Below are 14,440 nucleotides of genomic sequence, written 5' to 3'. Positions count from 1 at the left end.
TTGTCGCTGGCGTGTTAATTGCATCATTCCGCCGGTGATGTTTCAGGAGTGAGAACGATGACGGCAGACCCTTCAACCACGATCCGTTTCCTGCTTGCTTCGCGCCAGTGCGAGTTGAATAGTCTGCGTTATTTGCTGCAAAGCGGCGAACTGGTGGGCAAGATCAGCCAACTGGTGCATATGCTGCAGCGCGAGCGCGGCACCTCCAACCTGTTTCTCTGCTCGGACGGCCGCCTGTTCGCCGATGAGTTGAGGCTGCGGGAGCGGGAAGTGGCGCAGGCGCAGCAGCCGCTGATGGCGCATCTGGAGCGCCTGGAAACCATGGCGGCCGATTTGCCGCAGGCCAGCCGCCTGTTCAGCCGCGTCGCCAGCGTTATCTATGCGCTGAGCCTGCTGCCCTCCCTGCGTCAGCAGGTTCGCCGGCAGCGGCTGCCGCTGCCGCAGGCGATGACCTTTTTTAACGATATTATCCGCAACCTGCTCTCGCTGGTGTTCGACGTTTCCGATACGGCGGCGGAGCCGGTGATTTCGCGGGCGCTGATCGCCATGTTCAGCTTTATGCAGGGCAAGGAGTTCGCCGGGCAGGAGCGGGCGATCGGCGCGGCGGCCTTCGCCTCGGGCGTCTTTGATGAAAATACCCGGCAAAAGCTGTTGGATCTGATTGAACGACAGGATCGCTGCTTTGCTACCTTTGCGGATTTCGCCGATGAGCGCAACCGGCAATGCTGGCTACAGATGACCACGGATAGCGAATTTGAACGCTTGCGCCGTATTGCCTGTACCCGCAGCGCCGCCGCGGAAAAACGCCAAGAGGAGGGCAGCCTGCGCTGGTTCGACCTTTCCACGCGGCGCATCGATGAAATGAAACGGCTTGAAGACGGCCTGGAGCAGACGCTGATGCAGCTTTGCCGCGATCGCATCGCCGCCGCCGAGCGGGCGAATAGCGAGCAGATGGCGGACATAGAAAGCCTGATATCCGCGACGGAAAACGACGATCCGGGATATTCGGTATTTATCGCCGGCCATGAGATGGCCGGCGTCGAGCCGGACGGGCAAAGCGCGCCGCACGGCTGGCTGCATAGCGATGGCGTCCGGCCTCAGCTCGGGCGTTCGCTGCTCTCTTTGGTCCAGCGTCAGTCGCGGCGTTTACAGGCGCTGGATCACGAACTGGCGACGTTGCGCGAAACGCTGAATGAAAGAAAACATATCGACCGTGCAAAAAGCCTGCTGATGCAGCATCGCGGCTTAAGCGAGGAAGAGGCGTACAAAACCCTGCGCAAGATGGCGATGAATCAAAATAAAAAGTTGCTTGAGATCGCCACGGCGATGCTGGCGGTGGCGGACGTTTTCCAGGATAGGCCTTAAAAACCATATGCACACAAAAGGTGCGTATTTTGTTCGGCGGCGGTGCAAAGGCTGACGGTCTTTCGCTGTTTCTGATTAACAAATACCGGGCGTTATGCGGTTTTTTAGCCGCATAACGCCCGCAACCTTCATAACGCTTACCGAAATGTGACTTCTGGCACACTCCTTGCTTTTACCTGACGGTAACAACTAAACATCATTAATCGGTAACAGGCCAACGGCGGTATGTTACGGGTTAACCGGATAACGGCGTCCATAAGCGTGCATCTTGTGCACAGGCTTATGGGCGCCGTTTCGTTTTTTACAGCCTGCGACAGCAATCAGCGAAAGGTGCCGTGAATGAGTGATTCCAAAACCAAGGGCATGACGGTTTCCCGCCGTCAGTTTTTACTGGGCGGCGCGGCGTTGGGCGGCGGTCTTATGCTGCCGGGGCTGATGAACAGCGCCTGGGCCGCCGGCTCCGACGCGCCGGAAAAAAAGGAGATTCGCGTTGGCTTCATTCCCCTGACGGATTGCGCGTCGGTGGTGATGGCCGCGGTGAAAGGCTTCGACAAGAAGTACGGCATCACCCTTATTCCCAGCAAGGAGGCCAGTTGGGCGGCGGTGCGCGATAAGCTACTCTCCGGCGAACTGGATGCCGCGCATATCCTGTACGGCCAGCTATATGGCCTGCAAATGGGGTTATCCGGGCCGCGCAGCGATATGGCCGCGCTGATGACGCTCAACCAGAACGGTCAGGGGATTACCTTGGCTAACCAACTGCGCGATGCCGGGGTCACCGATCCGGCCGCGCTGCAAAAATATATCGCCGCCAGTCCGGCGGGCACCTACACCTTTGCCCAGACGTTTCCCACCGGTACCCACGCCATGTGGCTCTATTACTGGCTGGCCGCCGCCGGTATTCATCCGCTGAACGATGTGCGTACGGTGGTGGTGCCGCCGCCGCAGATGGTGATGAATATGAAGATCGGCAATATGGTCGGCTGCTGCGTGGGCGAGCCGTGGAACCAGCGCGCCATCAGCGACAAACTCGGCTTTACCGTCGCCACCTCGCAGGATATCTGGCCCGATCATCCGGAAAAAGTCCTCGGCGCCCGCGCCGACTGGGTGAGCGCCAACCCGAATAGCGCCCGCGCGCTGACGGCCGCAATACTGGAAGCGTCGCGCTGGATTGACGCCTCCGACGCGAATCGTCGTGAAACCGCCGGCGTTATCGCCGGGCGCGCCTACGTCAATATCCGGGAGGAGGCCATTGCCGGCCGAATGCTGGGCCAGTATGAAAACGGGCTGGGGAAGGTCTGGAAAGACGAACACGCCATGCGTTTCTACCACGAGGGTTCGGTGAACTATCCCTATCTGTCCGATGGCATGTGGTTCCTGACCCAGCATAAGCGTTGGGGAATGCTGGCTGAAGATCCCGATTATCTGGCCGTCGCCAGACAGGTCAACCGCATTGATATCTACAAACAGGCCGCGGCGGCGGTAGGCGGCGTTCCTCTGCCGGGCAGCGACATGCGCAGCAGCGTGCTGATGGACGGTAAGCGCTGGGACGGCAGCGATCCGGCCGGCTACGCCAACGGTTTTAGCGTGAAGAAATAAGCGAGGCAATGATGAAAAACCAGGCTCAGATTATCCCCATCGCGCCGGATAACGCCCCCGGCGCTGCCCGCCGCGCGGGGATTACGCCGCTGCCGGGCGGAGAAGCCGCCCCAGCGCCAAAAGCGTCCAGACTGTTGACAACGTCAGATATTAGGGGAAACACGGGGGGAGGTTCCCGCAGGGACGCCTCACCCCCGTGGTCGCCCCGTGTATCTCGATCCGACAGACGGATTCGTCAGCAAACTCAGCGTCAAAGGCGCCTCTCCCTGCGCTGCCGCGCGGCTCTGCGTCTTTTCCCGGCTTTACTGGGGGTCGGCCTGTTGCTCTGTTTCTGGCAGGTGGCCGCCTTGAACAGCGAGAACTTTCCGACGCCGTGGGCGACCTGGCAGGCGGCGCTGGCGGTATTCGCCGATCCGTTTTATATCGCCGGACCAAACGACCAGGGCATCGGCTGGAACGTAATGGCGTCGTTGCAGCGCGTGGGCATCGGTTTCGGGCTGGCGGCGCTGGTGGGGATTCCCGCCGGCTTCCTGATCGGCCGCTTCAGCTTCGTGGCCGACATGCTGAACCCGATCATTTCCCTGCTGCGCCCGGTCAGCCCGCTGGCGTGGCTGCCTATCGGCCTGCTGCTGTTTCAGCGCGCCGAACCGGCCTCCAGCTGGACCATTTTTATCTGTTCCATCTGGCCGATGATCCTCAACACCGCCGAGGGGGTCAGGCGGATTCCCCAGGATTACCTGAACGTGGCGCGGGTGCTTAAGCTGTCCGAACTCACCGTGATGCGCAAGATTTTACTGCCCGCGGTATTGCCCAACATATTGACCGGCGTGCGTTTGTCCATCGGCATCGCCTGGCTGGTGATCGTGGCGGCGGAGATGCTGACCGGCGGCATCGGCATCGGCTTCTGGATCTGGAATGAGTGGAACAACCTGAATGTGGAAAACATCATTATCGCCATTGTGGTGATCGGGACGATCGGCCTGCTGCTGGAGCAGGGGCTGATGCTGATCGCCAAACGTTTCAACTATGACAACCGCTAAGGAGCCGACGATGCGCGCCAATCCGATTATTCAGGTACAGCAGGTCAGCCAGCGTTTCCATACCGCCAGCGGCGAGTTTCTGGCGCTGGATCGGGTGAGTTTCGATATCTACGCCGGGGAGACCATCAGCCTGATCGGCCATTCCGGCTGCGGTAAATCCACCTTGCTCAATTTGATCGCCGGTCTGACCCGGCCGAGCGGCGGCGGACTGCTGTGCGACAACCGGGAGATTGACGGCCCCGGACCGGAGCGCGGCGTGGTGTTTCAGAACCACTCTCTGCTGCCGTGGCTGACGGCCTATGAAAATGTGGCGCTGGCCGTGCGTCAGGTGCTGCGCGGCCAGATGAAAAAGACCGAGATGCATGAGTGGATCGTCCACAACCTGGAGCTGGTGAATATGGCGCACGCGGCGAATAAACGCCCGCATGAGATCTCCGGCGGGATGAAACAGCGCGTAGGGATCGCCCGCGCACTGGCGATCAAACCCAAAGTGCTGCTGATGGATGAGCCGTTCGGGGCGCTGGACGCGCTGACCCGCGCCCATCTGCAGGATGCGGTGATGGAGATTCAGCGGCGGCTGCACACCACCATCGTCCTGATCACCCACGATGTGGATGAAGCCGTATTGCTGTCGGATCGGGTGCTAATGATGACCAACGGTCCGGCGGCGACGGTGGGGGAAATCGTGACGGTTGAGCTGGCGCGTCCGCGCTCGCGCGTGGCGCTGGCGGACGATCCCCGCTACCACCAGTACCGGCAGCAGGTTCTGCACTTCTTATATGAAAAACAGTCGCAGGCCGCCTAACGAAAAACGCAGGGGATAACTAAGCCCCACCCGGCGGCGGACGGCTGCCCGATATAGTCGCCGCGCCGCGGCCTTTATTGTTACTTTTACTTCACAGTCCGGCGGCTGTAAGGATTTAGCTAATGAGCAAGCCCGTTTTGGTGGTTATCGGCCATGGTATGGTCGGTCACTATTTTCTTGAACAGCTGGTCGAGCGCGATCTGCATCGGCGTTATCGCATCGTGGCGTTCGGCGAAGAGCGCCGGGAGGCTTACGATCGCGTTCATCTCTCCGAATATTTTTCCGGCCGTACGGCGGAATCCCTGTCGCTGGTGAAGGCGGGATTTTTTGCCGCCAGCGGCATCGAACTGCGCAGCGCCAGCCAAATCACCGCCATCGATCGCCGGCATAAATGGGTCTGCGACGCGCAGGGGAATAAATTCGCCTATGACCAGCTGGTGCTGGCGACCGGCTCCTATGCGTTTGTACCGCCGATTGCGGGCAATACCCGCCCCGGTTGCCTGGTCTACCGCACGCTGGACGACTTGGACGCCATTGCCGAACGGGCGAAAAAAGCCAAAACCGGCGTAGTGATCGGCGGCGGCCTGCTCGGGCTGGAGGCGGCCAACGCGCTACGCCGGTTGGGGCTGGAAACCCATGTCGTCGAGTTCGCGCCGCGGCTGATGGCGGTGCAACTGGACGAGGGCGGCGCGGCGATGCTGCGCCGCAAGATCGAAGCGCTGGGCGTGCGGGTGCACACCGGCAAAGAGACGCGTGAAATCGTCGACGGCGAGCAGGCGCAGCACCGGCTCTGTTTCGCCGACGGCGGCGCGCTGGAGACCGACCTGGTACTGTTTTCCGCCGGGATTCGCCCGCGCGATAATCTGGCGGACGGCTGCGGTCTGGCGAAAGGGCCGCGCGGCGGCATCGCGATCGACGATTGCTGCCGGACGTCTGACGACGCTATTTTCGCCATCGGCGAGTGCGCGCTGTGGAACGGACAGATCTTCGGGCTGGTGGCGCCCGGCTACCAAATGGCGCGCAGCGTGGCCGCCGGTCTGGCCGGCGAGGCGGCGCCGTTCGCCGGCGCGGACATGAGCACCAAACTGAAGCTGCTGGACGTGGAGGTAGCGTCCATCGGCGACGCGCACGGCCGCACCGCCGGTAGTCAGAGCTACCAGTGGACGGACGGTCCGCACGAAGTGTATAAAAAAATCGTGGTTTCCGCGGACGGTAAACGCCTGCTGGGCGCGGTGCTGATCGGCGACAGCGGCGACTACAGCACGCTACTGCAGATGATGCTCAACGATATGCCGCTGCCGCCGCATCCTGAAAGCCTGATTCTGCCCGCCGGCTCCGGCGATGCGCCGAAAGGACTAGGGGTGGCGGCGCTGCCCGCCGGCGCGCAGATTTGCTCCTGTCACAACGTCACTAAAGGAGATATTTCCGCGGCGGTGGCCGGCGGCTGTACCGATCTGGGGGCGATCAAGTCCTGTACCAAAGCGGGCACCGGCTGCGGCGGCTGCGTGCCTTTGCTCAAGCAGGTGATGGAGTACGAATTAACGCAGCTGGGCGTCGAAGTGAAAAAAGACGTCTGCGAACACTTCGCCTATTCGCGCCAGGAGCTGTACCACCTGATCCGCGTTCAGCAAATTCATTCGTTCGACGAACTGCTCGAACGCTACGGCCGCGGTTTGGGCTGCGAAATCTGCAAACCGCTGGCGGGCTCCATGCTGGCGTCCTGCTGGAACGACTACCTGCTGAAACCGCAACATTTGCCGCTGCAGGACACCAACGATCGCTTTTTCGCCAATATCCAGAAAGATGGCACCTACTCGGTGGTGCCGCGGGTGCCGGCCGGCGAGATTACGCCGGCGGGGCTGATCGCCATCGGCCAGGTGGCGCAGCGCTACAACCTGTACACCAAAATTACCGGCGGCCAGCGCGTAGATCTGTTCGGCGCGCGCCAGGAGCAGCTGCCCGCCATCTGGCGCGAACTGATCGACGCCGGCTTTGAAACCGGCCACGCCTACGGCAAATCGCTGCGCACGGTAAAATCCTGCGTCGGCTCCACCTGGTGCCGCTACGGCGTGCAGGACTCCACCGCGCTGGCGATTGCGCTGGAGAACCGCTACAAGGGGCTGCGCGCGCCGCATAAAATCAAAATGGCGGTATCCGGCTGCACCCGCGAGTGCGCGGAAGCGCAGGGCAAAGATATCGGCGTGATCGCCACCGATAAGGGCTGGAATCTGTACGTGTGCGGCAACGGCGGCATGAAGCCGCGCCACGCCGATCTGTTCGCCAGCGATCTGGATAGCGAAACCCTGCTCCGCATCGTCGATCGCCTGCTGATGTTCTACATCCGCACCGCCGACCGGCTACAGCGCACCAGCACCTGGCTGGATAATCTGGAAGGCGGCATCGACTATCTGCGGCAGGTGATTCTGGACGATAGCCTGAATATCGGCGCGGAGCTGGATAAGGAGATGCAGCGCGTGGCGGACGCCTACCAGTGCGAATGGAAAACCACCCTGGAAAGCCCGGATCGTCTGGCGCTGTTCCGCGCGTTTCTCAATAGCGATAGCCCGGACGAGTCGGTGGTGATGGTGCCGGCGCGCGGGCAGATCCGCCCGGCCCGCGAGCATGAGAAGCCGCAGACTCAGGCCGCGTTATTGCCGCAGGAGGCGGAATGGGTACGGATCGGCGCCCTGCGCGATATTCCCGCCAACGCCGGCATGGCGGCGCGCCTCGGCCGGCAGCAGATCGCCCTGTTTTATCTTCCGGCCAGCGAACAGCAGGTCTATGCGCTGGAGAACCATGAGCCGGGCAGCGCGGCGAACGTTCTGTCCCGCGGGCTGTTGGGCGACGTATCCGGCGAACCGGTGGTGATCTCCCCGTTGTACAAAAAGCGTTTTCGGCTGCGCGACGGCGTCAGCCCGGATGACGCCGCGCTGCGCGTACGCGCCTGGCCGGTAAAGGTTGCGGACGGGCAAGTGTGGGTCAATCGTCAGCCGCTGCGCCTGCCGGAATCGGCCGTCGCGGCGGCTTCGTGAACGGCGTACGGCGCGCTATCAGCCGCAGTCGCCCAGCCTGCTGATCGTGGGCGATGTCGTACGTTTCTGCCGCCATCCGGCGCTGGGCGTCGCGGAGTTAAGCGCGCCGGCGGCGGTGAACAAACATCAGGCCGCCTGACGCGGGGCGCGGGATGGAGAATATGTGATGGACGCCGGTTCCACAACTTATGTAAAGAGCGTTTGCCCCTACTGCGGCGTAGGCTGCGGGGTGGTGATGCAGGTACAAGACAATCGCGTAATCAAGGTGACGGGCGACAAGACGCACCCCGCCAACTTCGGCCGGCTGTGCACCAAAGGCAATAGCTGCGCTCAGGCTATCGCCGAATCGGGGCGGTTGGAGCACGCCTACCTGCGGGCGGAACGTCTGCGCGAACCGGCGCGGGTCGATCTGCAGCATGCGATCCAAGAGGCAGCGCGCCGGCTGCGCGCCATCATCGACGCCCACGGCCCCGACGCGGTGGCGCTCTATGTCTCCGGCCAGATGTCGCTGGAGGCTCAGTATCTGGCCAACAAACTGGCCAAAGGCTTTATCGGCACCAACAACATCGAGTCGAACTCGCGTCTGTGCATGGCCAGCGCCGGCAGCGGCTACAAGCTGTCGCTGGGGGCGGACGGCCCGCCGGGTTCCTATCAGGATTTCGAACGCGCCGATCTGTTCTTCGTCATCGGCGCGAATATGGCCGATTGTCACCCGATTCTGTTCCTGCGCATGATGGACCGGGTGAAAGCGGGGGCGAAGCTGATCGTGGTCGATCCGCGCCGCACCGCCACGGCCGACAAGGCGGATCTGTTTTTACAGATCGGACCGGGCACGGATCTGGCCTTGCTCAACGGTCTGCTGCATCTGCTGGTGCAAAACGGCCATACCGACCCGTCATTTATCGCCGAATTTACCGAAGGCTGGGAGGCGATGCCCGAATTCCTCGCCGACTACCCGGTGGAGAAGGTGGCGCGGATGACGGGACTGGCGGAAGCGGATATCCGCACGGCCGCCGCATGGATCGGCGCGGCCGCCGAATGGATGAGCTGTTGGACCATGGGGTTGAATCAAAGCACGCACGGCACCTGGAACACCAATGCGATCTGCAATCTGCACCTGGCGACCGGCGCCATTTGCCGCCCCGGCAGCGGCCCTTTCTCCCTTACCGGACAGCCCAATGCCATGGGCGGACGCGAAATGGGCTATATGGGGGGCGGGTTGCCGGGCCAGCGCTCGGTGCTGGCGCCGCAGGACCGGCGGTTTATCGAAGCGCTGTGGGGCGTAGAGGCCGGGACGCTGCGCGCCGAGACGGGCGGCGGCACGGTGGCGATGTTCGAAGAGATGAAGGCCGGCAAGATCAAGGCGTGCTGGATTATCTGCACCAATCCGGTCGCCACGGCCCCTAACCGTAGCAACGCGATCGCGGGGCTGCAGGCCGCGGAGCTGGTCATCACCCAGGATGCGTTTCTCGATACCGAAACCAACGGTTACGCCGATATTCTGCTGCCCGGCGCGCTATGGGCCGAGGCCGAAGGCGTGATGGTTAACGCCGAGCGCAATCTGACGCTGATGCGAAAGGCCGTGGAGCCGCCCGGCGAGGCGGCGGCGGACTGGCGCATCATCGCCGACGTGGCTTGTGCCATGGGGTACGAGCGGGCGTTCAGCTACGCCTCTTCATCGGAGGTGTTCGAAGAGATCAAACGGGCCTGGAACCCGCATACCGGCTACGACATTCGCGGCGCGAGCTATGAGCGCCTGCGCCGCACGCCCTTGCAGTGGCCGTGTCCGCCCGACGACGGAGACGATCGCCACCCCATGCGCTATCTCAACGACGGCGTAAGCCAGACGCGTAAAGAGGCGCCGGACGGCGGCCGGCCGCGCATCGCATTCGCCACCCCAAGCGGCAAAGGCGTTTTTTTCCCGCGGCCGGATATGCGGCCGGCCGAGATGCCGGACGACGATTTTCCCTTGGTGCTCAACACCGGCCGCTTGCAGCACCAGTGGCACACGCTGACCAAGACCGGCAAGATCCCGATGCTCAATAAGCTCAATCCGCAGCCGTTCGTCGAGATACACCCGCAAGACGCCGCCGCGCTCGGCATTCGCGATAAGGATCGGGTGGCGGTGCGCTCGCGCCGCGGCCGCGCGCTGCTGCCGGCCGTGGTGACCGACCGGGTGCGGCCCGGCTGCTGTTTTGCGCCGTTCCACTGGAACGACGTTTTCGGCGAGGATCTGGCGATCAATGCCGTCACCAGCGACGCCGTCGACCCGATCTCGCTGCAGCCCGAATTCAAGTTCTGCGCCGTCGCCCTGACGCCCGTCGCACAACCTTCGTCATCTATCGCCGCGTTCCGCCAGGACGATGGGGCGCCGGCGGCGGAACATCACCTCCCGAGCGTTTGGAAAACCGCTATCAAGGAACTGGATATGAAACATATTGACGCGCTGGCGGCGCTGCTCGGCCTTGAAGCCGCGCCCGCCGTTACGCTGGCGGCGCACGAACGACTCTACCTGCAGGGGTATCTGGCCGCGCTGCGCACCGAGGAGTCCAGGCTGGCCGGCGGCGTGCCGACGCTGCCCGCCGCCGCGCCGCTGGAGCCCGCCACGCGCCTGATGCTGGACGGCATGCTGGCGGGGCTTTTCGCCCGGACCTGGCCGACGGCCGGCGACGCGCGCTTGGCGCAGGCCGCCGGTCTCGTTCCGGCGACGACGGACGCCGCCGGCCCGCCGATTCGGGTGCTCTGGGCCTCATCGACCGGCAACGCCGAAGGCTTTGCCGCCCGGTGCGCCGAACGATTAAAAGCGCAGGGCCATGCCGTCGCGCTGTCCGGCATGGAGGCCAGCGGCGTCGCGGAGCTGGGCGGAACTACGCGCGTGCTGTTTATCGCCAGCACCTTCGGCGACGGCGACCCGCCGGACAACGGCGCCGGCTTCTGGGCGGCGCTGCGGGACGAGAGCGCCCCCAGGCTGGATAGGCTGTGGTTTTCCGTGCTGGCGCTCGGCGATGCGAATTATGACCAGTTTTGCGGTTTCGGACGCAGTCTGGATGAGCGGTTGGCGGCGCTGGGCGCCCGTCGGCTGGCGGCGCGAACCGACTGTGAGGCCGACGATGAAGAGGCGCTCCGAGCCTGGCTGGATGCGGTCGTCAAGGCGCTGGCGTCGACCGGCGCCTCCGCAGGCGCTCCGGCGGCGGTCGCGGGCGAAACGCCTGCCGCCGCGCCGGTGGTTACGCCGTCACCTTTCCCCGGGCGTAATGCGCCGCTGCACGCGCGTCTGGTGCTCAATCGGCGGCTCAACGCATCCGGCGCGCAGAAAGAGACCAGAGAGTTCGCCTTCGATCTGGCCGGGCGGGATATCGGCTATGAAGCGGGCGATGCGCTCGGAGTCTGGCCGACCAACTGTCCCGAGCGGGTGGATGATATGCTGTCGCTCCTCGGGCTGTCGCCGATGACGCCGGTTACGCTCGGGGATCGCGGCGATATGACGCTGCTTGAGGCGCTGTCGCGCCATTACGAAATCGCGCGTATTACGCCGGAGGTTCTGCGGTTGGTCTATCAGCGCTCGGGTGATGAAACGCTGGGCGGGCTGTTGCGCGACGAACGCAAGGATGAACTGAAGCGCTGGCTGTGGGGACGGCAGATTATCGACCTGCTGCAGGCCTATCCGGTTCGGGCATCGGCCGAGGAGTGGCTCTCCGCGCTCAAGCGGTTGCAGCCGCGCCTGTACTCGATTTCATCAAGCCCCAAGGTCTCGCCGCACCGGGTGCATCTGACGGTTGCGACCGTGCGTTATGAGCGGGACGGCCGGCGGCGGGGCGGCGTGTGCTCAACCTTTCTGGCCGATCGCGCGCAATCCGTCCCCGTGCCGATTTTCGTCCATAAGGCGGCCCATTTCCGACCGCCGCACGACCCTGAAGCGCCGATGATTATGGTGGGGGCCGGCACCGGCATCGCCCCTTTCCGCGCTTTTTTGCAGGATCGCCAGGCCGCGGGCGCGCAGGGAAAAAACTGGCTGGTGTTCGGCGAGCAGCGCGCGGCGACCGATTTCTACTATCGCGAAGAGCTGGAGGCGATGCGGCGCGACGGCTGCCTGCATCGGCTGGATACCGCCTTCTCGCGCGATCGGGCGGAAAAGGTCTATGTGCAGCATCGCCTGCTTGAGCAGGGCGCCGAGCTGTGGCGCTGGCTGCAGGAGGGCGCGCACTTCTATGTCTGCGGCGACGCCGGACGCATGGCGAAGGACGTCGATGCCGCGCTCCGGCTGGTGGTGCAGAAACACGGCGCGATGACCGCCGAGGACGCGACGGCCTATGTCGCCAAGATGGCGCAGGACAAACGCTATGCCCGGGATGTGTATTGAGCGTAACGGTTTCCGACCGGATGAGAAAAGGCCGGACTCCCGGCCTTAATAGTCTATCGAGCTATCGACTTGAAGGCTTTGGTGGTCTCCGTCAAGGCGACTTCGGTAGGCAATCGCTCCATCGAGCTGGCGCCATAAAAGCCATCCACAAGAGAACATCGCTTCATGATATAGGCGGCATCTTGCGCTGTCGCAATCGGTCCGCCATGACAAAGTATAATGATGTCCTCACGCACTTTTCGCGCCGCTTGCGCCCACTCATTAATCGCCGTGACGCAATCATCCAGGGTCATCGCCGTGTCGGCGCCAATATTTCCCCCGGTAGTCAATCCCATATGGGGAACGATGATATCCGCGCCCGCTTCAGCCATCGCCGCCGCATCTTCAGCGCTGAAGACATAAGGCGTCGTCAGCAGCCCTTTTTCATGGGCTTTACGGATCATATCGACTTCCAGCGCATAGCCCATTCCCGTTTCTTCCAGATTTTGCCTGAACTTACCGTCAATTAGGCCTACGGTAGGGAAGTTTTGCACTCCCGCAAACCCCAGTTTAATCAGCTCGTCAAGGAAGGCGTCGAAGTGACAGAAGGGGTCCGTTCCATTGACGCCGGCAAGCACCGGCGTTTTTTTCACTACGGGCAGCACCTCTTTCGCCATATCCAGCACAATATCGTTTGCATTGCCGTAAGCCAATAACCCGGCGAGCGAGCCTCTCCCGGCCATACGGTAGCGCCCTGAATTATAAATAACGATCAGGTCGATGCCGCCGGCCTCTTCGCATTTCGCCGACAGGCCGGTACCGGCGCCGCCGCCGATGATAGGCTCTTTGCGTGCGATCATCTCCTTAAAGCGAGCTAAAAGCGTATTGCGATCCTGATATTGCATTATTTGCTCCTTAAAGCGTTTGTTGCTTCTTTGAATGCTCTGATTGCCGCATCGGCGAATTCAGCGTCGTTAATGTTGCAATCAAGCTTGATCATTCGGCGTTTGGACGTCGGTTTGAAATGGGACTCGAAGGCATCAATAAACGCCAGGTCGGCTGCGGGGGACCAGAAAACCTCTCCTTCGGCGTCGATTGAGGAAAAACCCCGCATGGGGATCAGGAAGCGAATTTCGCCATCGCACCGGTTAAGTTTTTCCGCGATCCATTGACCCATTACGGCGTTTTCTTCCGGCGTGGTGCGCATTAAGGTCACCTGCGCGTTGTGCGCGAACAACTGGCGCCGTGCGTACTGCTCCGGCACTTTATCCATAGACGGAAAGTTGATCATATCGAGCGCGCCGCAGGAGCCGACCCAGGGTAAGCGGGTGCGGGCCACGACATCGAGCCGGTCGGAAGAACAGGCGAGAACGCCGCCGAACAGCATGTCGCAGATCTCCGTCAGCGTAAGATCCAGGATGCCGTCGAGTAATCCTTCCCCGGCCAGTTTTTCCATCGCATTCCCGCCGCTGCCGGTTGCGTGGAACACCAGACAGTCATACTGGCTTTCCAATCCTTCCGTGACCTGACGTACGCAAGGCGTTGTCACGCCGAACATGGTGAGACCGAGCGCCGGCGGATCCTGAATATCGCTCTCTTGCCGTGTAAACAGAACGGCTCCGGTAATTTGCGCCGCCGCGTTGGTGAGAATTTTTCGTGAAATACGATTGATTCCCGCGACATCCGTGACGGAGTAGAGCATGGCGATGTCGCTGGATCCGACATAGGGCGAGGTGTCTCCCGATGCCATTGTCGAAACCATCAGTTTGGGAACGCCGATAGGAAGCGACTGCATGGCCGGGGTAATTAATGCGGTTCCGCCTGAACCGCCCAGCCCTAACATCGCCGCCACGTCAGCGCGACCAGATATAAAACGGGTGAAGGCGAGAGACATGGCTGCAATAGCCTTGCCTCTTTCGCCGCAAAAAACGGCCTCCGCCCCGCGCGGGTGGTAGGCGGCGATTTCCTGAGCCGAAATATCGGCTTTGACGGCAGACGTATGCGGCTTTGTGGACAGATCGATCGTGACGGTCTTAACGCCGTGTCGGTTGATGATTTTTCTGACAAAGTCCAACTCACGGCCCTTGGTGTCTGTGGTTGTCGCTATATAAACGGCGTCAGTCTTGGAACTCATTATGGTGATCCTTGCGCTGAATAAGGCATTGAGAAACGCCGGAAAGACGTTCCCATATCTGGTCTGTGAGCTCACGTTGCCGTCATGTTGTTCCTGTCTTATCTCGGTGGCAATCGCCATACCGCC

Annotated in this window: 8 protein-coding genes and 1 pseudogene; 7 read left to right on the top strand and 2 right to left on the bottom strand. The window is 62.3% G+C overall.

Features of this window, described 5'->3' with window-relative positions:
• Positions 1–57: 57 nt before the first annotated feature.
• From VSX58_RS02990 to VSX58_RS02960, 7 genes and pseudogenes are all read left to right on the top strand, one after another.
• Entirely contained in the window at positions 58–1,365 is a 1,308-nt protein-coding gene (locus tag VSX58_RS02990) for a nitrate- and nitrite sensing domain-containing protein (RefSeq protein ID WP_327616749.1), read from the top strand.
• 339 nt (positions 1,366–1,704) lie between these two features.
• Positions 1,705–2,964, top strand: coding sequence for a CmpA/NrtA family ABC transporter substrate-binding protein (locus VSX58_RS02985; RefSeq protein ID WP_327616747.1), 1,260 nt, complete (start codon positions 1,705–1,707; stop codon positions 2,962–2,964).
• An 8-nt stretch (positions 2,965–2,972) separates the two neighbouring features.
• Complete coding sequence (ntrB, locus tag VSX58_RS02980) at positions 2,973–4,004, top strand: nitrate ABC transporter permease (RefSeq protein ID WP_407654834.1); 1,032 nt, start codon at positions 2,973–2,975, stop codon at positions 4,002–4,004.
• A gap of 10 nt (positions 4,005–4,014) precedes the next feature.
• Complete coding sequence (locus tag VSX58_RS02975; protein WP_327617049.1) at positions 4,015–4,809, top strand: ABC transporter ATP-binding protein; 795 nt, start codon at positions 4,015–4,017, stop codon at positions 4,807–4,809.
• A 122-nt stretch (positions 4,810–4,931) separates the two neighbouring features.
• Positions 4,932–7,841, top strand: a complete 2,910-nt coding sequence (nirB, locus tag VSX58_RS02970) for a nitrite reductase large subunit NirB (RefSeq protein ID WP_407654833.1) — start codon at positions 4,932–4,934, stop codon at positions 7,839–7,841.
• A 10-nt stretch (positions 7,842–7,851) separates the two neighbouring features.
• Positions 7,852–7,980: pseudogene (locus tag VSX58_RS02965) on the top strand (uroporphyrinogen-III C-methyltransferase); the annotation flags it as partial.
• A 27-nt stretch (positions 7,981–8,007) separates the two neighbouring features.
• Positions 8,008–12,201 (top strand): sulfite reductase subunit alpha, encoded by a 4,194-nt coding sequence (locus tag VSX58_RS02960; RefSeq protein ID WP_327616745.1) that lies wholly within the window; start codon positions 8,008–8,010, stop codon positions 12,199–12,201.
• A 53-nt stretch (positions 12,202–12,254) separates the two neighbouring features.
• Here VSX58_RS02960 and VSX58_RS02955 read toward each other — a convergent pair whose 3' ends face one another.
• Both VSX58_RS02955 and VSX58_RS02950 read right to left on the bottom strand, forming a co-directional pair.
• A complete protein-coding gene (locus tag VSX58_RS02955; RefSeq protein ID WP_327616744.1) occupies positions 12,255–13,085 on the bottom strand; it encodes a phosphoenolpyruvate hydrolase family protein in 831 nt (276 codons plus the stop codon).
• Positions 13,085–14,314 carry a Tm-1-like ATP-binding domain-containing protein gene (locus tag VSX58_RS02950; protein WP_327616743.1) on the bottom strand — a complete coding sequence of 410 codons (1,230 nt, stop codon included), beginning with the start codon at positions 14,312–14,314 and terminating at the stop codon, positions 13,085–13,087. Before VSX58_RS02950 ends, VSX58_RS02955 begins: the two co-directional genes overlap by 1 nt.
• Between the last annotated feature and the right edge of the window lie 126 nt (positions 14,315–14,440).

This window comes from Brenneria populi (genome assembly GCF_036016195.1).
Taxonomy (GTDB): domain Bacteria; phylum Pseudomonadota; class Gammaproteobacteria; order Enterobacterales; family Enterobacteriaceae; genus Brenneria; species Brenneria populi.
The sequence above is the reverse complement of the archived record's forward strand: the minus strand, read 5'-3'. Positions and strand labels throughout refer to the sequence as shown.

What these genes read in the sequence shown, in the direction of transcription:
- VSX58_RS02990 (WP_327616749.1), top strand. Translation starts at nt 58, where the DNA reads ATGACGGCAGACCCTTCAACCACGATCCGTTTCCTGCTTGCTTCGCGC.
- VSX58_RS02985 (WP_327616747.1), top strand. Translation starts at nt 1,705, where the DNA reads ATGAGTGATTCCAAAACCAAGGGCATGACGGTTTCCCGCCGTCAGTTT.
- ntrB (WP_407654834.1), top strand. Translation starts at nt 2,973, where the DNA reads ATGATGAAAAACCAGGCTCAGATTATCCCCATCGCGCCGGATAACGCC.
- VSX58_RS02975 (WP_327617049.1), top strand. Translation starts at nt 4,015, where the DNA reads ATGCGCGCCAATCCGATTATTCAGGTACAGCAGGTCAGCCAGCGTTTC.
- nirB (WP_407654833.1), top strand. Translation starts at nt 4,932, where the DNA reads ATGAGCAAGCCCGTTTTGGTGGTTATCGGCCATGGTATGGTCGGTCAC.
- VSX58_RS02960 (WP_327616745.1), top strand. Translation starts at nt 8,008, where the DNA reads ATGGACGCCGGTTCCACAACTTATGTAAAGAGCGTTTGCCCCTACTGC.
- VSX58_RS02955 (WP_327616744.1), bottom strand. Translation starts at nt 13,085, where the DNA reads ATGCAATATCAGGATCGCAATACGCTTTTAGCTCGCTTTAAGGAGATG.
- VSX58_RS02950 (WP_327616743.1), bottom strand. Translation starts at nt 14,314, where the DNA reads ATGAGTTCCAAGACTGACGCCGTTTATATAGCGACAACCACAGACACC.